General features: G+C 34.6%; 23 protein-coding genes. 7 read left to right on the top strand and 16 right to left on the bottom strand.

Going from position 1 to position 26,415, the window contains the following annotated elements; genetic code table 11:
• Positions 1-48 precede the first annotated feature (48 nt).
• Complete coding sequence (locus tag HM983_RS07590; protein WP_179344816.1) at positions 49-1,068, bottom strand: threonine aldolase family protein; 1,020 nt, start codon at positions 1,066-1,068, stop codon at positions 49-51.
• 89 nt (positions 1,069-1,157) lie between these two features.
• Positions 1,158-3,563: a zinc-dependent metalloprotease gene (locus tag HM983_RS07585; RefSeq protein WP_179344815.1), complete on the bottom strand. Its 2,406-nt coding sequence runs from the start codon at positions 3,561-3,563 to the stop codon at positions 1,158-1,160.
• 104 nt (positions 3,564-3,667) lie between these two features.
• Here HM983_RS07585 and prfB point away from each other — a divergent pair.
• The 4 genes from prfB to HM983_RS07565 all read left to right on the top strand — a co-directional run bounded on the left by prfB (position 3,668) and on the right by HM983_RS07565 (position 8,330).
• Positions 3,668-4,778 (top strand): peptide chain release factor 2 gene (prfB, locus tag HM983_RS07580; RefSeq protein WP_179344814.1). Its coding sequence is split into 2 segments (ribosomal slippage): positions 3,668-3,730 and positions 3,732-4,778, totalling 1,110 coding nucleotides; the frame shifts between segments, so codons are not numbered across the junction.
• An 89-nt stretch (positions 4,779-4,867) separates the two neighbouring features.
• The gene (gene arsC, locus HM983_RS07575) at positions 4,868-5,209 is read left to right on the top strand and encodes an arsenate reductase (glutaredoxin) (RefSeq protein ID WP_179344813.1); all 342 of its coding nucleotides are present in this window, start codon (positions 4,868-4,870) and stop codon (positions 5,207-5,209) included.
• A gap of 11 nt (positions 5,210-5,220) precedes the next feature.
• Complete coding sequence (locus HM983_RS07570; RefSeq protein WP_179344812.1) at positions 5,221-5,670, top strand: hypothetical protein; 450 nt, start codon at positions 5,221-5,223, stop codon at positions 5,668-5,670.
• Positions 5,671-5,795: 125 nt separating this feature from the next.
• On the top strand, positions 5,796-8,330 hold the full coding sequence (locus tag HM983_RS07565) for an outer membrane beta-barrel family protein (RefSeq protein ID WP_179344811.1): 2,535 nt from the start codon (positions 5,796-5,798) through the stop codon (positions 8,328-8,330).
• Between the two features lie 2 nt (positions 8,331-8,332).
• Here HM983_RS07565 and HM983_RS07560 read toward each other — a convergent pair whose 3' ends face one another.
• The 10 genes from HM983_RS07560 to HM983_RS07515 all read right to left on the bottom strand — a co-directional run bounded on the left by HM983_RS07560 (position 8,333) and on the right by HM983_RS07515 (position 20,142).
• On the bottom strand, positions 8,333-9,154 hold the full coding sequence (locus HM983_RS07560; RefSeq protein WP_179344810.1) for an alpha/beta hydrolase: 822 nt from the start codon (positions 9,152-9,154) through the stop codon (positions 8,333-8,335).
• A gap of 76 nt (positions 9,155-9,230) precedes the next feature.
• Positions 9,231-9,416, bottom strand: a complete 186-nt coding sequence (locus HM983_RS07555; RefSeq protein ID WP_179344809.1) for a CsbD family protein — start codon at positions 9,414-9,416, stop codon at positions 9,231-9,233.
• Positions 9,417-9,507: 91 nt separating this feature from the next.
• Positions 9,508-10,512, bottom strand: coding sequence for an NADPH-dependent aldehyde reductase Ahr (gene ahr, locus HM983_RS07550; protein ID WP_179344808.1), 1,005 nt, complete (start codon positions 10,510-10,512; stop codon positions 9,508-9,510).
• Positions 10,513-10,597: 85 nt separating this feature from the next.
• Positions 10,598-11,965, bottom strand: a complete 1,368-nt coding sequence (locus HM983_RS07545; protein ID WP_179344807.1) for a serine hydrolase — start codon at positions 11,963-11,965, stop codon at positions 10,598-10,600.
• A gap of 79 nt (positions 11,966-12,044) precedes the next feature.
• On the bottom strand, positions 12,045-12,713 hold the full coding sequence (locus tag HM983_RS07540) for an HAD family hydrolase (protein ID WP_179344806.1): 669 nt from the start codon (positions 12,711-12,713) through the stop codon (positions 12,045-12,047).
• A gap of 99 nt (positions 12,714-12,812) precedes the next feature.
• Positions 12,813-14,603 (bottom strand): cytochrome-c peroxidase, encoded by a 1,791-nt coding sequence (locus HM983_RS07535; protein WP_179344805.1) that lies wholly within the window; start codon positions 14,601-14,603, stop codon positions 12,813-12,815.
• Position 14,604: 1 nt separating this feature from the next.
• Positions 14,605-16,056, bottom strand: coding sequence for an alkaline phosphatase PhoX (locus HM983_RS07530; protein WP_179344804.1), 1,452 nt, complete (start codon positions 16,054-16,056; stop codon positions 14,605-14,607).
• 151 nt (positions 16,057-16,207) lie between these two features.
• Positions 16,208-18,115, bottom strand: a complete 1,908-nt coding sequence (gene acs, locus HM983_RS07525) for an acetate--CoA ligase (RefSeq protein ID WP_179344803.1) — start codon at positions 18,113-18,115, stop codon at positions 16,208-16,210.
• A 137-nt stretch (positions 18,116-18,252) separates the two neighbouring features.
• A complete protein-coding gene (locus HM983_RS07520; protein ID WP_179344802.1) occupies positions 18,253-18,651 on the bottom strand; it encodes a DoxX family membrane protein in 399 nt (132 codons plus the stop codon).
• 96 nt (positions 18,652-18,747) lie between these two features.
• Positions 18,748-20,142: an alanine/glycine:cation symporter family protein gene (locus HM983_RS07515; protein WP_179344801.1), complete on the bottom strand. Its 1,395-nt coding sequence runs from the start codon at positions 20,140-20,142 to the stop codon at positions 18,748-18,750.
• 245 nt (positions 20,143-20,387) lie between these two features.
• Between HM983_RS07515 and HM983_RS07510 the strand changes: the two genes are divergently transcribed.
• The 3 genes from HM983_RS07510 to HM983_RS07500 all read left to right on the top strand — a co-directional run bounded on the left by HM983_RS07510 (position 20,388) and on the right by HM983_RS07500 (position 22,601).
• The gene (locus HM983_RS07510; RefSeq protein WP_179344800.1) at positions 20,388-21,485 is read left to right on the top strand and encodes a heparan-alpha-glucosaminide N-acetyltransferase domain-containing protein; all 1,098 of its coding nucleotides are present in this window, start codon (positions 20,388-20,390) and stop codon (positions 21,483-21,485) included.
• A 43-nt stretch (positions 21,486-21,528) separates the two neighbouring features.
• Positions 21,529-21,981 carry a hypothetical protein gene (locus tag HM983_RS07505; protein ID WP_179344799.1) on the top strand — a complete coding sequence of 151 codons (453 nt, stop codon included), beginning with the start codon at positions 21,529-21,531 and terminating at the stop codon, positions 21,979-21,981.
• A 149-nt stretch (positions 21,982-22,130) separates the two neighbouring features.
• A complete protein-coding gene (locus tag HM983_RS07500; protein WP_179344798.1) occupies positions 22,131-22,601 on the top strand; it encodes a nuclear transport factor 2 family protein in 471 nt (156 codons plus the stop codon).
• 35 nt (positions 22,602-22,636) lie between these two features.
• Here HM983_RS07500 and HM983_RS07495 read toward each other — a convergent pair whose 3' ends face one another.
• The 4 genes from HM983_RS07495 to HM983_RS07480 all read right to left on the bottom strand — a co-directional run bounded on the left by HM983_RS07495 (position 22,637) and on the right by HM983_RS07480 (position 26,386).
• Entirely contained in the window at positions 22,637-23,677 is a 1,041-nt protein-coding gene (locus tag HM983_RS07495; protein WP_179344797.1) for a hypothetical protein, read from the bottom strand.
• Between the two features lie 325 nt (positions 23,678-24,002).
• Positions 24,003-24,551, bottom strand: a complete 549-nt coding sequence (locus tag HM983_RS07490; protein ID WP_179344796.1) for a 1-acyl-sn-glycerol-3-phosphate acyltransferase — start codon at positions 24,549-24,551, stop codon at positions 24,003-24,005.
• Between the two features lies 1 nt (position 24,552).
• On the bottom strand, positions 24,553-25,635 hold the full coding sequence (locus HM983_RS07485) for an iron-containing alcohol dehydrogenase family protein (RefSeq protein WP_246277486.1): 1,083 nt from the start codon (positions 25,633-25,635) through the stop codon (positions 24,553-24,555).
• Between the two features lie 37 nt (positions 25,636-25,672).
• Positions 25,673-26,386, bottom strand: a complete 714-nt coding sequence (locus HM983_RS07480; protein WP_179344795.1) for an HAD family hydrolase — start codon at positions 26,384-26,386, stop codon at positions 25,673-25,675.
• Positions 26,387-26,415: the final 29 nt, after the last annotated feature.

Below are 26,415 nucleotides of genomic sequence, written 5' to 3'. Positions count from 1 at the left end.
AATTGAGGAATAAAATTATTCGCTAATGTGGTTAATAAAACTTTGAAATTATAAAGTTTTTAAAATTTCTAATAATCTTGAATGCATTTCGTCAGTATAATCCAAATGAGTGACCATGCGTAATTTATTGCTTCCCATACCAATGATGCGGACGTTTTTACTATTCAACTTTTCGAGGAAATGAGTTTCACTTACAGTTTTATTAAGTTCAAAAATAATGATGTTGGTTTCAATGGGTTCTACTTTTTTTACAGCGTCAACTCTAAAAAGCATCTTACCTATTTCTTGTGCTTTTTTGTGATCTTCGGATAAACGCTCATAATGATTATCTAAAGCATAAAGTCCTGCTGCAGCTGCAAAACCGACTTGTCGCATTCCTCCACCCAAAATTTTGCGTATACGTATTGCTCCTTTCATGAGCTCCTTCCTTCCAATTAACACAGAACCCATTGGGCATCCTAGTCCTTTGCTTAAACATACCGATATAGTATCAAATAAGCCTCCATACTGTTTTGGACTTTCCCCTTTAGCCACTAGCGCGTTCCAAAGTCTAGCCCCATCTAAATGATAACCCAAACCGTGCTCAGTGGCCACCTTTCTAATTTCTTGAAGTTCATCGAAATCCCAGCAAGCTCCCCCTCCCTTATTTGTGGTGTTCTCTATTGCTATAAGTGATGTTAACGGACTATGATAAAAATCAGGCGGATTGATGGATTCCTTAGCTTGTTCCGCAGTAAACATCCCTCGATGGCCATCTATCAATTTACATGAAATACCACTGTTAAAGGATGCTCCACCACCTTCATAATTATAAATATGTGCGTACTTATCACAAATAACCTGTTCACCAGGATTAGTATGCAATTTTAATGCAGCTTGGTTGGCCATACTTCCGGTTGGAAAAAAAAGCGCGTCGTCCATCCCAAACATTTCTGCAAGTTTTTTCTCTAGAGCATTAACCGATGGGTCTTCTTTATAAACATCATCACCAACGTTAGCCGAAAGCATAGCGTCTAACATGCCCTTCGTTGGTTTTGTAATAGTATCGCTTCTTAAGTCTATTGTCATTTTAAATTTTTTTGATACGAATTTCACTAATTTTCACTAATTATAAACTGTAAGGCATGACAATTCGTGCAAATCCGCGAAATTAGTGTCTAATCTAATGTAATATAATCACAACCACCACTCCCAATTGGCGAACCATCTGGTATCTGCGGTGAACTTTCAATTTTGAATTGTTCCGGATGTTCGTAAAAATCTTTTATCATTAAACCGTATTGCATTTTAATTGCATCGGTTGACAAGCTGTTTTTTGCCACATCAAGAATTGTTTTATTCGCAATTGCTTTAACTTGAAAATAAGAGTTATCATTTACGGCTAAATTCATTATATACTTTAAAACATTAGCATTTATTTGATGTTGAATTTCTGATAAATAGCTATTGCTTAATTCCTTTTTGAAAGAAACTTTCATTATAGCATCAATAACATCTTCCAAACTCAATTGCCCATCGTTTAAACTTTTTTGAAGTACTAAACGGTTGGCGCGCTGAGGATGCAATAAAAATTTCAGTGTCATATCGCTTGCCGTATTTGCTGCACTCAATGGATCAAAAGCCACGCCTGTTTTGCCCTTGAATGATTCACGGCTACGATTGTAACCAAAGGCTCTTGGTGGAAATAAATTGAGTTTATCTCTAGGGATTGCTAAAATTTCAGCATCTATAGTTTTTAAAATAGCATCTAAAGTTTCCCTTTGTAATTTAACGTCAACTGGTTCCGTTATTAATTGGCCATCACCTTTTACAGCATAATTATAATCCAACCCACCAATGACCTTAGTTGCAGCTTCAACTTGATAGCGGTGGTAAAAATAAAGAGGTACAAAAACATCTTCTAAAACCGAATATGGTTCGTAGCTCTTAATATTATCTTTTGAAAAATTTTTTATGGCTTGCTCGCGTAAATTTAAAACATCGTTTAACTCTTCTGCTGGTGTTTTTCCATTATCCCATAAATGTGCTAAAGCATGTGCACCGCCTGATGCTCTGGCATCGGAATCCGTAATAAAACGGAGACCCTTATCTTGTGCTTCTTTCAATATATTTTTTAAAGCTTTCTCTTTATCAGTTGATTTTTTAAAATCCGAATAGCTATATGCAACCGTTACTTTATCCCATTCTCCAATACCAGTTGCATAGGCATCGCTAAAATCAATTTCACTATTTTTAACTGTTATCTGCGGATGCGGATAGTCCATAACTGATGCTCTATTATTGGTACTTGCGGCAAAATTATGAGCAAAGCCAATAGTGTGACCAACTTCATGTGCACTCAATTGTCTTATCCTTGCCAATGCCATCTCTAACATGGGTTGGTAGTTATCATCGCTTTCTGCAAAGGGTTGATTCATTAATGCTTGTGCAATCATAAAATCCTGACGAATACGTAAACTGCCCAAACTTACATGCCCTTTAATTATTTCTCCAGTTCTTGGATCTACCACACTCGCTCCATAACTCCACCCTCTGGTACTTCTGTGTACCCATTGAATCACGTTATATCTACAATCCATCGGATCGGCATCATCCGGAAGCATTTTAACCTGAAAAGCATCCTTAAAACCTATGGCTTCATAAGCCTGGTTCCACCATTTGGCTCCTTCTAATAAAGCCGAACGCACAGGTTCTGGTGTTCCAGGGTCTAAATAATAAACAATTGGCTCTTTGGCTTCGCTAACTTTAGCTTCAGGGTTTTTCTTTTCTAAACGGTGGCGAATTATAAATCTTTTTTTTATATCCTCTTGAATTGGCGCAGCATAATCCATATAAGAGATTGAAATTGCTCCACTCCGTGGATCAAAAACTCGAGGTTCAAATTTATCATCAGGTAGTTTCACGAATGAATGATGCTGAATTACGGTTACCAAAGACGCTGTAGGTGTAACGCTTCGCAAATTTCGTCCAGCTGGCTCACCCTTAAAGGTGAGCATTACCTCAAATTCAACGTTGTTTGGGAATGCTTTGGTACGTTCTAATGCCAACGCACTTTTTGATGCATCAACTTTGTAGGTCCCTTCTTTTCTCTGCTTTAAACGGTTGGCCACTCCATGTGTATCTTCCATTAAAAATGGTGTGAAATCAATTATGAATTCACCATTATTTTCTTTCAAAATTTTGAAACCAAATAAAACTGACTTTGCAAAGGCTTGTTCAATACTCTTTTTTTCTAGTTCGTTCTCTGTATTTGCACGAAAATTCAAGTTGGGTTGAATTAACAATAATTTATTTCCTGCTTTTTTAAAATATACCAGTCGTTCATTGCCCAATTGCCCTCTATCTAAACCTATGTCATTACTACCAACTCCAGATGCTAAGGAATTAACGTATAGAAATTCATCATTTAACTTTTCAACCTTTAAATAAATTTTATCGGTACTTTCCTCGTAATAAAAATCAAAATAACCTTCATAAGGTTTAAGGTCTTTCTTATCGAGAATCTGTCCTTCAACAGTAAAAACAACCATCAAAAAACTTAAGGCTAGGTAAATATTTTTCATGTTTAAAAATTTGAATCATAAAACTACGGAATTTATAAAAAATCCATTCAAAATTATGGCACTTTAATACGTCATCTTATATTTGCACAAAATACTTCAAACCTATGATAACATCAGATCAAATTAAAGATCTTAATACCCGTCTAGACGCACTTAGACAATATCTTTGACTTAGATGCCAAGAAGATAGAAATTGCTAACGAAGAAGAGCAAACTTTTGACCCAAACTTCTGGAACGATTCCAAAAAGGCCCAGCAAATTATGCGATCGATTCGTGAGAAGAAAAGTTGGGTAGAAGATTTTAATAATGCTAAAACGCTTTACGAAGATTTAGAGGTCATTTACGAATTTTACAAAGAGGACGAAGCTCCTATCGAAAATGTAGAAGATCGTTTTGAGCAAGCCATAAATGCCATTGAAAAATTAGAGTTTAAAAATATGCTTTCCGAGGAAGGAGACAGTCTTAGTGCTGTACTTCAAATTACCGCTGGTGCTGGTGGCACTGAGAGCTGCGATTGGGCAAGTATGCTCATGCGTATGTATTTAATGTATGCAGAGAAAAGTGGATTTAAAGTAAAAGAACTCAACTTGCAGGAAGGTGATGTTGCAGGTATTAAAACCGTTACTTTAGAAATCGAAGGAGACTATGCTTTTGGGTGGCTCAAAGGCGAAAATGGTGTTCATCGATTGGTAAGAATTTCGCCTTTTGATAGTAATGCTAAGCGCCATACCAGTTTTGCTTCGGTTTATGTTTATCCGCTTGTAGATGATACCATCGAGATTGACATTAATCCATCTGATATAGAAATTACTACTGCACGCTCAAGTGGTGCAGGTGGTCAGAATGTAAACAAAGTTGAAACTAAAGTACAACTGTTACACAAACCTACTGGTATACAAATTCAATGTTCAGAAACGCGTTCTCAGCACGATAACCGTACGAGAGCCATGCAAATGTTAAAGTCACAGCTTTATGAAATAGAATTACAAAAGCAAATGGCGCAGCGTGAGGATATTGAGGCAAACAAAATGAAAATTGAATGGGGCAGTCAAATACGTAATTATGTCATGCACCCTTACAAATTGGTTAAAGATGTAAGATCAGCTCATGAGACAGGAAATGTTGATGCTGTAATGGATGGTGATATAGAACCGTTTTTAAAAGCTTATTTAATGATGATGGGGCAGCAAGAACAGGATGTAAATACATTATAATTTACTGAGTTATTATGCTCAACATGAATGACCAATAATTATTATCTTTATGATATCAATTGGCATAAAATTTGAATAATATATAAAAGATGATAACAATTTTTCATAATCCAAGATGTAGTAAATCTAGAGAAGGACTTGCCTTATTAGAAGAATCAGGTAAAGAATTTGAAGTTGTACGATATCTTGAAAACACATTATCTGTAGCTGAGTTAAAGGAATTGATTAAAAAATTAGGCATAAAGCCAGTAGAATTGGTTCGTAAAAATGAAGCTATATGGAAGTCGGAATATAAAGACCAAGATCTTACTGACAATGAGATTTTAGAAGCCATGGTTAGACATCCAAAATTAATCGAAAGACCAATAGTTGTCTATAAAAATAAAGCGGTTGTTGGAAGACCATCAGAAAAAATTCTTGAAATTATTTAAACCTTATTCAAATGAAAAAGATTTTTTTACTCGCATTTGCACTATTTATTGGCCTAAATGTTTTTGGGCAAAGAAGAAGAGATATTGGCAATATGCCACAAGCAAATCATGAACCTACTGCGAAAGAAATAGAAAAGCGCGAACGCGAAATGGAGGAGCGTAAAGAAGAATACATAGATAATTTCTTAACTACGCTCGACGCAGATGATTTTCAAAAAGTGATTATCAAGCAAAAATTAGATAGCTATTTTGATGCTAAGATGGCATTGCTAAAAACTAATTTTGAACATAGTTTTGATAAAAAACAAGCTATAAAGCAACTAGACGAAACTCATTTTCTTGAATTAAAAGACCTGATTTCAGAAAAAGACTATGCTAAAGTCGAAGAACTGATTAAAGGTGAATTTGATGAAAAGGAAGTAAAAAAGAAAAAGAAGAAAAACAGAAGAAAAAAAGGATAATTATAGCTTCACGAAATAGAGCATAGATAAACTCAATTATGCTTTAACACAAGATTAACAGCTGCTGTTTAAACCATCATTAGTTTTACTTGTCTTACCATAAACAGATAAAACTAACCATCTTTATGAAATTAAATTTTTTAGCAGCTTGTATATTCTTTTGTTTAACCTCTATAGTATTTGCCCAAGAAAAAATTGAAGTAACCGGAACGGTTGTAGAACAAGGATCTAATGTTCCATTAGAATATGCCACTGTCACTTTTAAAAATGTCGCAGATAACCAAATCGTCGATGGCGGAATAACAAATACAAATGGTGAGTTTAAAGTTGAAGTTCCTGCAGGTACTTACAACATTTCTGTAGAATACATCTCTTACAAAACCAAAAACTATAATAATAGGACAATTTCTGAGAAAATAGATCTCGGTACAGTGGCCCTGTCTCTAGATATAGAATCTCTAGATGAAGTTGAAATCGTTGCAGAACGCACTACTGTTGAAATAAAACTAGACAAAAAAGTCTATAATATCGGTAAGGATTTAACCACAGCTGGCGGAACTGTAAGTGATGCACTTAACAATGTACCATCTGTTGCCGTAGATGTAGATGGCGCTATAAGCCTAAGAGGTAATGGAAATGTGAGAATCTTAATTAATGGTAAGCCCTCTGCCCTAGCCGGTTTTGGCGACACAAACGTTCTAAGCCAATTACCTGCTGAAGCCATTGAGCGGGTTGAGGTCATTACCTCTCCATCTGCAAGGTATGATGCAGAAGGTACTGCTGGTATTCTAAACATTATTCTTCGTCAAAAGGAAACTTTAGGCTTCAACGGTTCATTTACTTTTACAGAAGGACAGCCAGATAACATTGGTTTCAATGCGAGTCTTAATTATAGAACTGAAAAATTCAATTTATTTACTAATCTTGGTTGGAGATATTTTGATGCACCTAGAAACAGTTTTACAGATGTCACCTATTTTGACCGTGTGGTTGATGGCGAAACTATAGAACCTGAATATAGAAGAATCAGAGAAGATGAGGAAGTAGAACGTTTGAACAGAAATTACAATGCCAACGTTGGTATGGAATATTTTTTAAGCGATAAAGCATCCATAACAGGTAGCCTTTTTTATAGATTAGGCAGTGATGCAGATTTATCCTTAAACAACAGTGACCGATTTAACGATGGTGTAATTGTTGAGCAAACTTTACGTCGTGAAAAAGAGACAGAGGAAGATAATAGCTATCAGATAGCCCTTAATTACGTTCAGAGATTTGGAGAAGACGATGACCATAAACTAACTGCAGATTTTCAATATGAAAATGATGCTGAAGAAGGTTTTACTTTTTTAAATGAAGACTATATAACTACCGATCAAATTGATCCGGAGCCATTTCAAATTGAACAGGAATTTACTGTAGAAGACCAAAAAGAATATCTAATTCAAGCAGACTATGTATTACCACTTGGTGAAGATGCGAGATTTGAAGCCGGTTTTAGAAGTAATCTCGAAAATCAAATCACTAATTATAGATTAGAACAAGAGAATATTGACACGGGAGAACTGGTGGTGAATGATACTATAACAAACATTTTTGATTATGATGAAAATGTTAACGCACTCTATAGCCAATATGGAACTAAGTTCGGAAAATTTTCTTTCTTGTTAGGTCTTCGATTGGAGCATACACAATTAAAAGGAGATATAGATTCTAGATTATCAGATGAAGAATTGGTAGAAGCTTTTGGCTTTCCAATTCAAACAAATTTTGACAATAATTATTTAGGGTTGTTTCCAACGGTGAACCTTATTTTTAATCTTAAAGGAGCTGAATCTGATAATGAAGAGAGTATAACCCTTGGTTATAACAGAAGAATCAATAGACCTCGAGGATTTTTTATCAATCCATTCCCTACACGATCTAGTAGAACAAATATCTTTCAAGGAAATCCTAATTTGCAACCTGCTTTCTCTAATGCTTTTGACATAGGTTATCTAAAACGTTGGGAAAAACTGACTTTAACTTCTTCAATTTATTATCAAGTTGAAACTAATTCTTTTGAGCGCATTCAGGAAAATACAGGTCAGCAAACTACAGACGGCATCGATATTATTAGAACTATACCTATAAACCTTTCTACAAATAAGCGTACTGGTGCCGAGCTTGGTTTTTTATATAATCCTAATAAATGGTTACGCCTAAATTCCAGTTTTAATTTCTTTCAATTTGAAACCGATGGGGAATTTAATGACGTTGATTATAGTGCAAAGAACACAAGTTATTTTGCGCGCTTTAGCTCTAAGATAACTTTGCCGTGGCAAATAGATTGGCAAACAAATGCCAACTATAGAGGCGCACAACAAGACGCACAATCGGATACGGAAGGATTATTTTCAATGGATTTAGCATTCAGTAAAGAATTACTTGATAATAATCTTACTGTCTCTTTAAATGTGAGGGATTTGTTCAACTCCAGAAGAAGACAATCCACAACGACTACAGATTTCTTTGAGCGTTATAGCGAGTCACAATGGAGACAACGTCAGATTAATATATCAGCAATTTACCGCTTTAACCAAAAATTAAATAAACGTGAACGCTCTGGTAGAGGAAATAATGGTGATAACGGCGATGATGATTTTGATTTTGAAGGATAATTTTACTCCTCAATAAATTCTAAAATTTCGTCGTATCGTTTATTCCATGGCCAAAAAAATTGTGACATCATTGGTACATGCTTTTTGTCTAAATAAATCGGTTTTACATTAGGTTGAAACTCATTCAATTCTTTGACAAAAGACTTGTTTTGGGTTTTTATCGACGCGTACGTTTTCTCGCCAACATAAATCAAAAAAGTAGGACTGTTTTCTGAAAGATGATAAATTGGTGAAGCATCTTTCCATAGTTCTGGATTTTCGGTCCAAGTCGTTTTATAATTATATTTTTCCGTAGGTGGGTTTTCTTTTAAATAAGAATACATATCTAGTCCAGCAGCATCGTTTAAAATGACCCCTTTTATACCTTTGGTTTCTTTGGCATACCTAGAATTTGTAGTAACTAAAGCAATTAAATGTCCTCCAGCCGAATGACCCATTAAATATACTTCTTCTGGATTACCTCCGTAGGTTTCAATGTTTTTTTCAGTCCATTTTATAGCTTCGACTACATCATTTGCCATTGTCTTATAATTACCATTTGGACTTAAAGTATATGAAGGAATCACAGTTACTATTGAATGCTTGGCAAAATTTCTACCCAAAAAACCATAAATGTCTTTGTCACCTTCAGTCCAATATCCTCCATGAATAAAAATTACAACTGGTTTCTTATCAGTTCTATTCTTACGTGGTTCAAATACATTAAGTTGAAGTTCTTTAGTGGTATCGTCAGTTGTTTTAAACAGTATATCTTTATATTTTTTAGATGCACAACTACACAGCATAAGTGTACAAAATACAAGACAAAGTAATTTCTTATTCATACTATAAATGTACCATAAAAAAAAGCGTTTCTAAATGAGGGATTTAGAAACGCTTCCAAAAATCGATAACGAGCTATTACCAGTTATCAATCTCTTTTTTTACTTCTTCTTTGGATTTACCATATTTCTCTTGCACTTTTCCTGCAAGTTTGTCCATGTCACCTTCAGCTTCTTTATATTCATCATCGGTGATCTTACCATATTTCTTTTTAAAATCTCCTTTGATTTGCTTCCATTTTCCTTCAAATTGTTCCTTATTCATAATATTGAGTTTTTAAATTATTAATAACTAAAACTACCAAATTTCAATATAGTTAGATGTTCCAAAAGATAAAAGAATTAACGCATTTGGGTTAAGCCTTTAAAACTATTCTAAATCGTGCTTTACCTTCGTGCAAATGGTTTAAAGCATCATTAACATCTTCCATTTTAAATTCTTCGACTGTTGGATAAATATCATGTCTTACACAGAATTCTAACATTTTTCTAGTTAAGGCAATACTTCCTAGCGGACTTCCACCGACAGATTTTTCGCCACCAATCATACTAAATGCGGGAATTTCCATAGGTTCTAAAACGGCTCCAACTGTATGTAACTTTCCTTGTGGTGCCAATGTGGTCAAAAAGGCATTCCAATCTAACTTCACATTTGTTGTATTTAAAATAAAATCTAACGACCCAGCTATACTTTCCAAGTCCTTAGAGTCTGTTGAATCTACAACATTGTGAGCACCCATTTTTTTGAGGGCGTCGGTTTTGTCTTTGTTAGAAGTAAATGCTGTCACCTCGCATCCCCAAGCTTTTAAAAACTTTAATGCCATATGACCTAAGCCACCAATACCAATTACTCCAACTTTATCAGTTGGTTGTACTCCAGATAAAACTATTGGATTAAAAACGGTAATTCCGCCACAAAATAAAGGTCCGGCTTTTGACATATCTATACCATCTGGTAATTTAGTGACCCACGACCAATGACCTCTTACATTATCTGCAAAACCGCCATGTCTTCCCACAATCGTCCCTTCAGCATCATTGCATAAATGTTGTTTACCATCCATACATTGGTTACAGTGCATACAAGATTCGGAAAACCAACCCATACCAACTTTGTCTCCAACTTTAAGACCTTTTACTTCACTCCCAATTGCTGTAATTTCGCCAACAATTTCGTGTCCTGGTACTAATGGATATTCAGAGTTTCCCCAATCGTTATTAATCATGCTGATATCGCTGTGGCATAATCCACAGTAACTTACTTTAATATCTACATGTTCTTTACTTATTTCTGGAAGTTCATAGCTAAATTGCTCTAAATCTGCCTTCGCAGACTTTGCTGCATATGCGTTTACTTTCATCTATTATCATTTTTTTTCAATTAAAATAAAAGTAACCAAAACCAAATGAAAGACTGTTAGATTGAAGTTAATGTTTGAGACGGACTTATTCTATTTTGGGTGCTGGCATATCGCGACCTCCTTGATGAAGTGTTAAACTTTTAATTTCACCTGTTTCATTGGCAAAAAAGGTAATACTGGCTTCGACAACTTTTAAGAAAAATTCATTTTTTGAAGTGGCATAAATTTCGAATTCGGATTGACCGGTTGCTTGAGCCGTAAGCTGATTGCCAAAACGTCTTATAGTTAGAGTAAAACCTGGTGCTAATTGATACTCACCTGTATATGTTTCTAATGTCTTTTCATCAACGTCTACAATATCTGGATAATCGATTTTCTCTGGTAGTTGCAATTTAATGTCTTGACCTAAAACTTTTAATCCAATAGCATCGGCAGTAAATGCTGAATTGGTTAGCACTACTACACCTTCCTTAGTGTTTTTTGCAAATCCACTAAAAGCACGATAGCCTCCCGTACCTCCATTGTGCCATATTATTTTATCATTATTGGCATAGTGCCAACCTAAACCAATATTCATATTATTAGCTGCATCAGTAAAGGCAATTTCATGGCTTAATTTCATTGCTTTGTTTAAACTTGAATCATTATCAGTTATGTTTGCCTGAATAAACTTCACCATATCACTTGTGCTCGATCTTATTGCACCTGCTCCTGCTAATGACGTAATGTCCCAGTTGCTCGTTCTTTCTAATTCTTCATTGTATCCGTAAGCCAACCTATTTTTCATTCTATCGGTAAATGCAATTTGGGTGTCATTCATTTCTAAAGGTTTTGCGATACGCTCTATAACCAATTCCTCGTAGCTTTTGCCAGTGTGCAATTCTAATATATGGCCCAACAATCCCATACCAAGATTAGAATATTCATATAAACTACCAATTTCCTGTTCTAGATTATAAGATGATAAAAATTGATATAATTGTTCTACTGTATAGTCTGCAAAAGGATTATTAATGTCCTGAGGACTAAAATTATTGGGCATTCTTGGCAAACCTGATGAGTGTGTTGCTAAATGCTTTAATGTAATAACTTCACCATTTTTGGTTGGAACTTTAACTGATGACGGTAAATATTTTGAAATTGGATCCGAGAGCTTCATTTTGCCTTTCGAAACCTCATCTGCCAACAATATAGTTGTAAATACTTTTGAAATTGATCCAATTTCATAAATCGTATTTTCATTTACTGGTTTTCCATTTTCCAACAGGGTATTACCATAATTGAAGTAGACTACCTCATCGCCCTTAATATAAGCCATAGCGATACTTGGATTAAATCCTTGATCGACCCTTGCCACAACATGGTCTTTAATATCTTCTGGAATTGTTAAATCTTGAGCAAAAACAAATTGAGAAGTCGATAAAATTATAAATAATTGCAGTAAGTTTTTCATAGTTTGAAGTTTAACTATAGGACTAGCTAATCAAAAAAAAGTTACAAATCGTCCCTAAGTCTTTGTTAACAGGATTAAATTAATCGTATTTATTAAAAAATAAATTTTGTTTAGAATAAGCGATTTCCTTAAAATCTGAAATGACAATATCCGCCAAACTGTAGTCCTGCCCTGTTGAATGTTCGCTCTTAAAACCAACGCAAAATATGCCTGCCGCATGTGCCGCTTTTATACCATTGGTAGAATCTTCAATAACCATACATTCTGCTTTGTTATGGCCTGTGTGAGCTGCAGCTTTAAGAAAAATTTCTGGATGCGGTTTTGATTTCTTTAAATCTGCTCCACTAAATTTGCCACTGAAATATAGATTAAGATCAAAACGTTCAAAGATTTGGTTAATGCCATTCATGGATGCTGAAGATGCCACTACAAGTGTTACATTATTTTCATGGTAATCTTTAATCCGGTCAAAAACACCATCGATCAATGATAATTCTTCGTCATTTTCGAACAGATATTTATAATTGCTTCGTTTTATTTGAACCAATTCTTCAGGTTGCTTATTTAAGCTGAAATGCTTTACCAAACGCTTACAAATATTAATAGTCGATTGCCCTGTGAACGATTCGTATAATTCTTCATCTACATCAATATTGACTTCATCAAACATTTTATGATAGGCTTTTCTGTGAAGTGGTTCGGTATCTACAATGACACCATCCATATCGAATAGTACGGCTTTTAGCATAGGCTAATTTTGAATTTTTACGAAGATATTAAAGATAAATAAAAGCAACTTGCAATTATTAAAATTAATAATTTGCAAGCTGTTCAGTGTCTACATCATTTACGGATTGTTATCGGTTAAACCATTCATAAAACTAATTATATCTTTAATTTCATTCTCTGTTAAATTTAATGAGTCCGAAGGCAAAGTCTGAAACTCTAACACTATACCTAGACCACTTCCTCCTCCATTATTATAAAATTCTATTACCTGCTCTAAAGTCATATACACGCCATTGTGCATATATGGCGCTGTTTTTGCCACATTTCTAACTGTAGGTGTTTTAAAGAAATGTTTACGCTCTTCTGTTTTAAATAAATCATAACGTCCTAAATCGGTATCTACTTCTGTAGGATTTAATGTGTCTTTTGGCACACCTAGTAACTCAAACTCGGATTCATTGTAATTAGGTGGTACAGTGCCGTTGAACAAAGGTGCAAAATGGCAAGTCGCACATTTGGCCTTTCCCATAAAGAGATTAAATCCATTTTTTTCATTATCCGTAAGGGTTTGTTCTAAGTCATTAATGTTGTTGTCGAACTTAGAATTAAAAGGACTCAAACTTCTTATATAAGTTGCAATAGCATTTCTTATAGAATTGTAATTTACTTTTCCTTTATAATAGGTTCTAAAAGCATTAACATAACTAGAATCACTTTCAACAGCTTTTTTCATGGTTTCCAAATCACTATGAAATTCGTTTTTATTTTTTACTACCGCAGCAACTTGGCCTTCTAAACTACCAGCACGACCATCATAAAAATAGCTTTGTTGCAATGCCGAATAGTTTAATGTCGGTGTATTACGTATTTGTTTTGGGAAAGTTTTTAAACCATCAGCAAACGCTTTATCGCTATGATGGCATGTGGCGCAACTCATATCGTTATTTATCGATAAACGCTTATCATTAAAAAGTTGATTTCCAAGTTTTACTATATCCGAGTTTCCAGAATTTTCTGCCTTATAATCCGAAAAGAAATCGATATTAAATGTTTCATTAGAAAACAACGAGGTAACATCGTTTTTAAATGCTAATTCAAAAGGGAAATTGGTTTTCCAATCTGCTTTAGTTTCTAAAATTAACTTTAACTGTTTGTGTGTATGGTTTTTTATAAAACTGTAACGATCAAGGGAATTAAAATCAGTATTTAAAGCTTCAATTGTTTTAGTAATTTCTGCTTCCCAACTTTTAAACAACTCCTTATCAGAGAAGTTTATCTTGTACACTTCTAAAATTGCTTGAATAGCTTCATAGTTAATTTTAGCTTCATCTAAAGAACGCTCAAAAACAGGTGAATCAAAACCTGTAATTCCTGTTAAAGCGACTCTAATTATTTCGTCGCGTATTAACCAAAGTATATGGTAATCTTTTAATTGTAGCTGAATGTTGTTTTCTATTAAACGTAACCTGCTTTCCGTTTTAGTAATGTTTTGATTTAGTTCTTCCTCTGACAAATCTCCTTCAAATAATTGCTCTTCAATAACCTGAAAACCAAAAGGTTTATTCTTTTTTATGTCTGTTGCATCTTCTTCTTCGACCTTAAGAATATTAGGTTGATTTAAACTCTTATAATTATTTTTATCTACAAAGGATAATATGGGCTCAATGGCTTTAAATTTATTGCGAGCCAATACATAAAATTCAACTTTTTTTTCACTGTTGTTAGTATTTGACAAACTATCTAAATAAGCAATGCACAATTGCAACTGATGCTTATAATTTACTTCTAAATTAGAAATCGGATTATTAATGTATTTTTCTTCTTCTTTGCATGAAGATGCAAAAAGCAGAAAAAGACACATGGTAAATGCATGTGCCTTTTTTAGTATTGAACTATTATATTCTAACATATTATCGTCCTAATCCTTGTAAAATATGCACTACACTTCCTTCTCCTGTAAACGGTGTAGGATTTGCCATTGGATCAGAGAAACCACCTTCCCATCCGTGGTTTTGAGTAATTAGAAGGAACGTTTCATCCACACCAACTATATCAGAAACATCTATCATACCTGTAAGCTCCCAAATACCAGTAGCTGTACCAACGCCTTCAGCAGCTGCCGTAGCTTGGTCACACTCTAATACTGTTTTTAATTCTCCTGTACTTAAATTATACTGGTATAAACGTGCATAATGTGTTTTGTCTGCCGTATCAAAATAACCATTAGGATCTTCTTGGATGTAAGCGTAATTTTCTGTTACTAAGATATTATCTGGACTATGGAACATTTTTGCTTTACCATCTAATTTATCGCCATCTAATACACAAGTAATTGTTCCAACACCTGTAGGATCGTTTTCATTAAGAGTTACTTTATATATACGTCCATAAAAAGTGCCTTTACCTAATAAACCATCTTTCTTACGACCTGTAACAGCAAAATAAATTTCCCTGTTATTTTCAGCAGAACCTCTTCTCCAGTCGATATCTTCTAACCTTGAGAAGCCCATAACGCCTTTAGTTTTTGCTTCAGCATCCAACATATCGATTTGAGTTTCTGACAAATTGACAAAGTCAATTGGATAACTCATGCCTTCTTGCATGTCCATTTCAAAGTCTATGCTAGAATCAATAACGCGCAAGCCGTATAAAACTCCACCGTTTAGATCACCTTTATCGCCTACATACATTCCTAATTGACCTGAAGGAGTTTCGTTATCCGCATGGTCATCACCAATAAATGCAACCGTTTTATCAGTATAAGCATCTTGACCAATTACCACAGCATTCTCTGTTGACCATTGCCCAAAATTGTTTAACATATTTCCAAAAGAAGCCGCAGTTGCATCTTTATAAGGATCCGTAACAAATACACCTTTAGAAGCGCCTCCCCATTCTCCACCTGAAAGGTAAAGTGGTCCAAAACCATGTTCTTCCGGTGTAATTAAGCTCCCTGAGCACTGCGCTGTAAAACCAGTAGCTTCAGCATTTAAGATATATTCTCCTTTTACAGGCTTAAATGTTTCGTCTAATGAGATTCTTGCAATAGAAAAATCTGCTTCAATATTGGTAATCATTGTAAAAGTATCATCTTCATTTTTTAAAAGTCCTGTGCCATCTGCCATAGAACCAAAAATAAAGTCTGGACTCTCTGATAGTTGATCTTGAGATGATAAAAGTGGCAAGATACTTACAGAAGAAAACTCTGGAGTTAACTGTAAGTAATTTGATGTTACAGAATGTGCTTGCAGATCTACAAGATTTACAGACTCATTATTATTAGAATAATCATCATCATTGTTACATGATGCAAATACTAATAGTGATAGTGTTAATGCACTTAATTTTTTTAATGTTTTCATTTTTAGTGTTGATTAATTTTCTACAAATTAACCACACTGTTGTTACCCTAAGCTTAATGGTATTTTAAAAGATTATCAAAGAATTGTTAACCACATTATTTAAAGGTTAATAAGTCTTAATCACCTTGTATAGCGTTTTAAGATTCTTTTATTATAGGGAATTATCTATAATACTCTGAACCACTTCAGGATTTAAAAGTGTGCTCGTATCACCTAATTGGTCTGTTTCATTAGAGGCAATTTTTCGCAAAATGCGTCGCATTATTTTGCCAGAACGCGTCTTTGGCAGTCCATTGGTAAATTGAATTTTTTCGAGTTTAGCTATAGGTCCAATTCTATCTGTAATCAATTGATTGATTTCTTTTCTCAGATTATCATGGTTTCTACTCTCTCCAGAATCTTTTAAGGTGACATAACCGTAAAGTGCATTTCCTTTTACATCATGCGGAAATCCGACAATCGCAGATTCTGCAACGGCCTGATGTTCGTTTATGGCATCCTCGATTGGTGCCGTGCCTAAATTGTGTCCAGATACGATAATGACATCATCTACACGACCGGTAATTCTATAGTAACCTACTTCATCACGCAATGCTCCATCTCCTGTAAAATACATATTTTCATAGGTTGAAAAATAAGTGTCCTTGTAGCGTTTATGATCTCCCCAAATAGTTCTAGCAATTGCCGGCCAAGGATACTTAATACAAAGACGACCTTCCACTTGATTGCCTTTAATTTCATTTCCGTTTTCATCCATTAGAGCTGGTTGAATTCCTATAAAAGGCAAGGTGGCATAAGTTGGTTTTGTAGGTGTTGAAAAGGGAATTGGTGTAATCATTATTCCACCTGTTTCGGTTTGCCACCACGTATCAACTATTGGACTTTTTTTCTTGCCTATATTTTCATTGTACCAATGCCAAGCTTCTTCATTTATAGGTTCTCCAACTGTTCCCAACACTTTTAAGCTAGATAAATCGTATTTGTCAACAAAGCCAGTTCCTTGTTTGGCCAATGCTCTAATTGCTGTTGGTGCAGTATAAAATTGATTTACTTTGTGTTTTTCAACAATATTCCAGAAACGTCCAAAATCAGGGTAACTCGGCACACCTTCAAACATTACGGTTGTAGCACCATTTACCAAAGGTCCATAAACAATATAGCTATGACCCGTAATCCAACCAATATCTGCTGTACACCAATACACATCATCATCCTTATATTGAAATACATTTTTGAATGTGTAAGCCGTATAGACCATATAGCCACCACAGGAATGCATCATGCCTTTTGGCTTTCCGGTTGAACCTGATGTATAGAGTATAAACAAAGGGTCTTCGGCATTCATAATTTCTGCAGGGAAATCTTGATTGGCATTATCCAAAAGTGGTTGTAGCCAATGATCGCGACCATCTTGCATATTGATATTTGAATTAATGCGTTTGGCAACTAAGACTGATTTGATATTTGGACAATCTTCTAAGGCTTCATCTACAATACCTTTTAAATCTATAGTTTTTGCACCTCGATAAGAACCGTCTGAAGTGATGACCATTTTTGCATCACAGTCATTAACTCGAGTTGATAATGCTTTTGAAGAAAAGCCAGCAAATACCACAGAATGAATGGCACCTAATCTGGCACAAGCTAAAACTGAAACTGCCAATTCTGGAATCATAGGTAAATAGATGACGACCCTATCCCCTTTTTCGATGCCTTTTTCCTTTAGTACATTAGCGAACCTACAGACTCGATTGTGCAGTTGTTTGTATGTAATGTGTTCCGCGGCTTCATTTGGATCGTTTGGCTCAAAAATGATGGCTGTTTTATCTCCGATAGTTGGTAAGTGTCTGTCCAAACAGTTTTCAGTGATATTCAATTTTGCACCTTCAAACCATTTTATTTCTGGTTTGGTAAAATCCCAACTAAGCACTTTATCCCATTTTTTTCTCCAGACAAAATGTTCTTCGGCTATTTCTTCCCAAAATTGTTCTGGATTTCTGACAGATTTTCTATAGACCTGAAAATATTCTTCAAACTGTTTTATGTGGTAATTACTCATTTCAGTAATTTTAATTTTACTTTAATTTACTAAAATTAAACATTGTCTTCTTAACGACCTAGTGCAGACAAATTCTTTTAAAATAAAAAAACCTTTTCAATTTAAACTGAAAAGGTTTTTGTTCTCAATGTTCTGACCTACCTAAAAATAGATTTATAGGCATCCCGATTAACGTATATAAGATATGTATTTACAACACCAACCAGTATAGCTGGAGCAATATTTGGCAGGTTTAAGAATGCATGGAACAATACTATATTAACTGAAATTGGCCCCAATAAAATCAATGCAAAAGGCACCCATTTTTTAATTACAAGTAAGATTCCAACAGTGATTTCTACTAACCCAACTAAATGCATCAAATAGCTCTTACCTACGTCTTCTGACCATGAATATCGGATCGCTTTAAAAAGGTGTTTTGCCTCTGGATAACCGCTAAAATCAAAATCTGGCATGAACCAAAAAAACTTGTTAAAGCCAAAGGCCAATAATATAAGTCCTAAGCCTACCCGAAGAGCTATATGAAAAATTTTCATCTAATATGTTGGTTTCGTTACTGATTTGTTTGGACGAGCTGTAGTTGCAGTCCTTACAAATTTGTTACTAAGTAGTACTTTCGATAAGACTTTGCTTTATAGATTCGATTTATCCTTGGTAAGCTTCTGTCGTTTCATATAAGCATTTAATTCCGCAACTGCTTTTGGAGCTAAAATGATCGTAGCAATCATTGTTGGTATGGCCATAAATGCAAACACGCCATCAATAAAATTAATCATAGCTCTAAAGTCCGTGGTGGCAGCTAATACAATACTAGCTATATAGAGGTAATTATAATAATGTTTTCTATTGGCTCCAATTAAAAAGGACATACACTTAGTTCCATAATAAGCATATGAAAATAATGATGATACGCTAAAAACAAACACACAGATCATCAATAAATACTGTCCGAATCCAGGCATAGCATCTTGAAAAGCAGCCGCAGTTAAGGTTACACCATTATCTGAAGTGGTTTCCCAAACTCCGGTCACCAAAATTGCCAGCGCCGTTAATGTACAAACAATCAACGTATCTATAACAGGTCCTAGCATAGCCACCAGACCTTCTCTAACAGGCTCATTAGTTTTTGCAGCACCATGTGCCATGGGAGCAGTTCCGAGTCCTGCTTCGTTAGAAAATGCACCACGTTTAATACCATGCAGTATCAAGGCTCCCAAGACTCCACCTAAAAATGGTTTATCCGCAGGAAAATAATCGGCCGCGAATGCATCACTGACGATTAAGGCCAAATATTTAGGGACTTCCGTAAAATTGAGCCCTAAAATGATGAGCACCAAAATGAAATACAAAATCACCATAGATGGCACCATTTTAGAAGCCCAATTGCTAATGCGTTTCAAGCCGCCAAGTATGACTATGCTTGTAAAAACAACCAAAATTCCAGCAATGATTAAGTTTGAAGTAAAACTTACTTCTACACCATTAGGGATGAGAATAATATCGTTTATGGCCTGTTTTAGTTGATTGACATTCACCACTGGCAATGCACCCAACATTCCAAAAAAACTAAACATGATGGCTAGAAATTTCCAATTTTTGCCCAATCCTTCGGTTATAAAATACATTGGACCACCTTGAAGATCTCCATTACTGTCTTTTCCCCGATACATAACAGCTAAAGTGGAGGTGAAAAATTTTGTTGACATACCAACAATAGCACTCACCCACATCCAGAACATAGCACCTGGCCCACCAACTGATATGGCTAGAGCCACGCCAGCAATATTGCCCATCCCGATAGTTGAAGATAACGCCGTCGTTAACGCTTTAAAATGTGAAATTTCACCAGGATCATCTGGGTTGTCATAACGTCCTCGCAATACATTAATAGCATGACCAATGTATCTAAATGGTATAAAACGTGATCTAATGAGAAGGTATAGCCCACCACCAACTAATAATATAAGTAGTGGTAAACCCCAAGCTAAAGAAGAAAATTCAGCTAAAATATTGTTGAGTTGTTCCATGGGAGTTAAAAATAGTAAACACCACAAACTTTAAGTACATTGTTTATAATTAAATTACCGTAGATTATATAACCATTTGATTTTATGACTCTTGAAATTTAATTTTGTTTTGTTAGACTAAATGTGGTTCATAATGTACTGATAAAAATGATTGCAATAAATTGCTTCATTCAGGCAACCAATAGAACAAACATTTTTCCATTCTTTCAAAAACCCTAAATTTGTCATACCAAGCAAACTAATATTTGAAACCAACTCGTCTTTATTTTATTGATGCCGTACGTGCATTTGCTATATTAATGATGTTACAAGGTCATTTTATAGATACGTTAATGGACGTATCTTACCGTGACAGTAGTAATGTTGCTTTTAAGACTTGGGAATACTTTAGAGGTATCACAGCGCCTACATTTTTTACGATTTCGGGCCTAATTTTTTCATATCTGCTCATAAAAGCAAAGCATAATGGTACCGCCAAATTACGTATGCGTAAAGGGCTTACCCGTGGATTAATGCTTATAGGTATTGGCTACGCACTACGCGTTCCTATTTTTGAGTGGCTCATTGGTGAATTTAGGAGTTACTTTTTAGTTATTGATGTGCTACAATGCATTGGCTTGTCGTTAATTATTGTGGTATGCATCTATAGGTTGAGTTGTAAAAAAACGTTACTATTTTCCGTTCTAATGTTTCTATTGGGATTAATTATATTTATTACCGAACCCTTATATCGCTATCTGGAACTGCCAGAAGTACCAATGGTATTTTCTAATTATTTAAGCAAAGCCGATGGCTCTATTTTCACCATCATCCCATGGTTTGGATATGTGGCTTTTGGTGCATTTATATCTACTATTTTCTATAGGTATTTAGAACGTCCAAAATTTAAATTGGGTATGGTTTTAGGTTTTTTTGTAGTTGGCTTGATATTGATTTTTAAATCTTCGGCAATATTAATGAAAGTTTACTATCAAACTGATTTTGAGCTTTTAAAAGATGTAGCTTACTATAATTATCTCTTTACTCGATTTGGCAACGTACTCATATTATTTGCCCTGTTTTATTTGGCCGAAAACTACATTAAAAAACCCTTAATTCTAAAAATTGGTCAGAAGACGCTCTCTATTTACGTAATTCATTTTATCATTATATATGGAAGTTTTACCGGTCTTGGATTGCATCAAATCTTGGGCAAAACTTTAAATGCTTGGGAAGCTATATTTGGAGCTGCAATATTTATAATTATAGTTTGTTTTTTGGCGTTCTATTATACAAAAACCAATGCCTTATTATATTCTAGTATTACCAAGATTGCAGATAAACTAAAAAAGTACACTCATTAAAATAGTTTAAATAGTTTACTTTTAAATTTAGAATCTATAAAATATGAAGTTATATAGTATATCGACAGGATTGGCTTTATTGATGTTTTTATCCTGTAATCAATTAGGACACAAAGCTAAAGAGGGCGTTAACAAAGGTGGCGAAGTCGTTGGTGAAGCTGCAACAGAGTTTTTTGAAGGAGTATCCGAAGGCGTGGAAAAAACATTAGAATGTGAAATTGAATTATCAAAAGAACTCAAAGTAAAAGGTTTAATGACAGGAGCCTATAGTATAGAAAGTAAAAAAAATAATAATAACAACAAAATGGTTCTATACATCATTTTCAATGATGATTTTAATCGTTATGTTATAGCTAAAGCATTTAATAAAAACGGACTGGAAATAGGACGGACTAAAACGAAAATTAGTGGTCAAGCTGGTGAGGCCAGTTATTTTGATTTTGATTTTGACAAACGTACGGATATAGGTTTTAGAAACAAAATAACGCTCGAATGAAAAAGGCCACCTGTTTATAGGTAGCCTTTCCTTTTCATAGCAATTTAATCAATAATCAAACTCAAAGATTTTAAATCACTCGAGCATCAAAAGATGCTTCAATATACTTACGAAATTTTAACGGTTGTGGTTTTAAAAAAGAGCATCAAATGAATGATTTAATCGAAAAATTCTATACCTCATTTAAAAATTTGGACGCCAAAAGCATGGGTGAGTGCTATCATCAAAATGTGGTATTCAAGGACCCAGCATTTGGAGTATTAAGAGGTGAACGAGCAAAGGCCATGTGGGAAATGCTATGCGAGTCTCAACACGGTAAGGGTTTTAAGGTAATTTATTCTAACATTAAGGCCAATGAGAACTATGGTTCCGCCTATTGGGAAGCTTATTATACGTTTAGCAAAACAAATAGGAAAGTATTTAATGAAATTGAGGCTTCATTTGAGTTTAGAGATGGATTGATAATAAAGCGTACAGATGAATTTTGCCTACATAAATGGGCGAAACAAGCACTTGGGATTAAAGGGATTTTCTTTGGAGGTATGCAGTTCTTTAAGAAGAAACTACAAAGACAGACCAATAGAGCTTTAGATGATTTTATAAAAAAAAGAGCCGTATAAAATTTATACGGCTCTTTCAATTTATATTCTATTAATTATTTATCTAAGTAAACAGACGATGCCGAAGCTAAAGTACTGTTAAACGTAGGTGAAATGTTCCCACCTGCAGATAAATCGAAGTTACTGAATCCTAAGATTCTACCTCCACCGTTTCCAGCTTCAGCAATGTAAACTACTTCATTTTCTGAATCGTAAGCTACATCCACTGGGTTGCCCAATAAGGTTGCAGCACCAGAAACTCTTACTTGGTTACCAGCAACTGCCATGGTACCACCATCAGTTACAGCATTAAATTTACTTGTAAATCCTTCAATGATATGGAATCCACCATCATCCTGTGCGTTACCAGCATCACCTATATCTGTCATAATCATCGTATCTGAAGCCGTATCGTAGGTAAGACCGTGAGTTCTCACAATACCTTCAATCGCAATTCTCTTGGATGCGCTTATAGTAGCATCAGTTGTGTTAGATAGAAAGTTTGTGAATAATGCCAACTCATTGGTTTTATCAACAACAGCATATAAATCATCACCGTTAAAGGTAATTCCCCAAACAGCAAAATTTACAGTAATTACATTTCTGAGAGTAAAGTTACCTCCAGAGAAACTATAAACAAAAAATCTTCCATCTGGCGTCATGTCATTACCGTCTACGTCTGCATTATCTGCTACAACAAATAAATCACCATTAACAGCCACTTCTCTTGGACTATCCATATCACTCATACTTTCAAAACTTACATCTAGTAAGCTTCCCGTTTCAAGGTCGTCAATATCCACAAAACCTTCGAGGTTGTTTCCAGATCTTGACGCCTGAAATACAGATTCTGAACTACTATCGTAGTAAACACCATCTGCAGCAGTAGATATTGTAATTAGTGATCGCGTTTGTGCGGTTTGTGATTCTTCAAAATCATAAACAGTTATGTTTCCGTTTGAATTGTTAGACGCATATAGCGTTACTTCATTATCATTACCATTGTTATTATTTCCGTCGTCATCACTACAAGATGTAAATGAAAGACCAAGGGAAAGAGCAATAATAAAAATCGAGGTTAAATTATTTTTAATCATAATTATTAAAATTTGTTAATTGTTAGTAATATATATACGGACTAAGTCTTGTTTGGATGTCCTGTTTAAACATCTACAAGAATAGATAGGCTTAAACCAATTGATAATCAGCGTGTTGAAATTTATATTTTATAAAATATTTAACAACTTTTAGACATCCAATATTGATTATGATTGTGCATAAAAGAAAAAAGCTGCCCAATTTACATGGGACAGCTTTTTTGAGGCAATGTTTCTTTTTAGGGACTTAGTAGTTTACTTTATGTTTCATTGCTATTGTAAACACTTCAAATCTTGTGCCAAAGTTCAGATAACCAGTTATTGTTTAGCTATAGGCTTTTACTTTGCCTTCTACACCAGCATAGAATGCTTTCATGAATTTGAAGTCAGCTTCAAGATCATCTGTAGGATAAAAAGGTTCTGAAATTTTATTTTGTTTGTTTTTAAAATCTAGCGTAAACATAATAATGGGCACGTGAGCTGCTTTTGCAATATAGTAGAATCCTGTTTTCCATTCCAGCACTTTTTTTCGGGTTCCTTCTGGAGCTAAGGTCAGTCGAAATTCATCTTCAGTTTCAAATAGCTGAGCTATGGCTTCGACTTTATTTTGTCCTGGTGTTCTATCCAGTGCTTTTCCTCCAACGGATTTGAAATAATAACCAAGTGGCCATTTAAAAAGCTCTTTTTTGGCTACAAAATTAGTTTTTACATTTGTGATTTTGCGTAATAATATACCAATAACAAAGTCGTACCAGCTGGTGTGAGGTATAGCGATAATCACGGCTTTTTTCACAGTATCTTGTGAGAAATTAGTGTTTCCAACAATTTTCCAGCCTAAGATTTTAAAATAAATGAATTTGGCTATGGTGCGCATTCTACATCTTCTTGTAAAGATCCAAAAGTTTTTCTCGGGTCATTTCTTTTTTCCAATCTTTTCCCAAAGCGTTTTCCCAAAGTGGTTCTAAACTTAGTGCCACATCGATCATTTTGTCAAACTGATGAGGTTCTAAATCTGCACAAATTCCTTTGGGCAACGTAATATTATGCTTAGCTTTCATTTGTTTAAAAAGCTTTACTCCCTCTGGATAATAGTCTTCTAAATGGTCAAAAACAATGCAATTACCAATACCATGTTTTACGCCCAAAAGGTAACCTAAACCGTAACTCATAGCATGCGCAACACCAACTTGTGAATAAGCGATACTCATACCTCCATGCCAAGAAGCCATCATCAATTTATCCTGTGCTTCTTCTTTACTTAAGTCATCTCCCAAGAAGATTTCCTTACACATTTCCAATGCTTTTTCACCATAACTTTGGCTAAATGCATTAAGGTATGTACCATCCAGCGACTCTACACAATGTACAAAACAATCCATACCTGTATAAAACCATTGGTCCTTAGGGACATCTTTTGTTAATTCTGGGTCTAATACTACTTGATGGAATGGTGTATAATCACTATTAATACCCAATTTACGTTCAGGACCTGTTAAAATAGTTGTTCTTGAAACTTCTGACCCTGTTCCTGAAATAGTCGGAACTCCAACGTGATAAATTGAAGGTTGCTTTATCAGGTCCCAACCTTGATAATCTTTGGCTTCACCTTTGTTAGTAAGCATTAAAGATACAGCTTTTGCTACATCCAAAACAATACCTCCTCCAATACCGATGATACCTGAAGGTAATTCGCTAAATTCAAGAATGATATCTTCTACCAATTGATCTATTTGGGATGTTTTAGGCTCCTCGAGCGTTGGCACATAGATAATTTTATCCTTGTAGGAAAGGTTGATTCTAGAGGTCAGCCATCGGTTGCCCTTAAAAACATCATCTACATAGTATATAAATGGTGCGTGTCTCCCATTGCGTTTTGGCGCAAGGATTTCATCCAGTTGGTTGAAACTTCCTCGCCCAAATACTACTCTGGACACCATTGGGTAATTTTTATATGTCATTTATTTTATATCTATCACAAAAATAAAAACAATGTTTCTATTTAGGTGCTTTGAAAAATTTTAAAATTTCAGTTAAACTTTCAACTGTTTTGTAATCTGAACCATTACTTTCAATATCGTTTACAAGCTCGTGCTGCCACGTGGTGTGAAACGGGACATGTATCGCTTTAGACCCAATATTTACTAAAGGTAAAATATCAGATTTTAGCGAATTGCCAACCATTAGAAATTCTTTGGGTTGTATTTCTAAATGCTTCAAAAGCTTTTTATAATTGTCTTCTTGTTTTTCACTTAATACTTCGATGTGGTGAAAATAATCTATAAGACCAGATTTTTTTAGTTTGCGCTCTTGATCCAATAAATCTCCTTTTGTTGCCAAAATTAATTTGTAATCTTTAGACAATTCTCTCAGAACTTTTTCAACACCGTCCAATAATTCTATAGGCTTATTAATCATATCCTTACCAATCTCTAAAATTGCTTCAATAACGTTGTTTGAAACTTTTCCGTTGGAAAGGTCTATCGCCAATTCAATAGCAGATAAAATAAAACCTTTGACTCCATAACCATAAGTCGGAAGATTTTGAATTTCAATTTTAAACAGTTCTTGGTCAATTTTATTTGGTGTTTCGTATTTAGATAACAACAAACCTATTTCCTCTTCGGCCTCACGAAAATAGGTTTCGTTGACCCAAAGGGTATCATCGGCATCAAAACCAATAACTTTTATATCGTTATAATCTTTGTCCAATATTTTTATTCTTCTTTTAATTCTAGAAT

The organism is Winogradskyella ursingii (assembly GCF_013403975.1).
GTDB lineage: Bacteria > Bacteroidota > Bacteroidia > Flavobacteriales > Flavobacteriaceae > Winogradskyella > Winogradskyella ursingii.
This window is presented reverse-complemented; position numbering and strand designations above follow the sequence as displayed.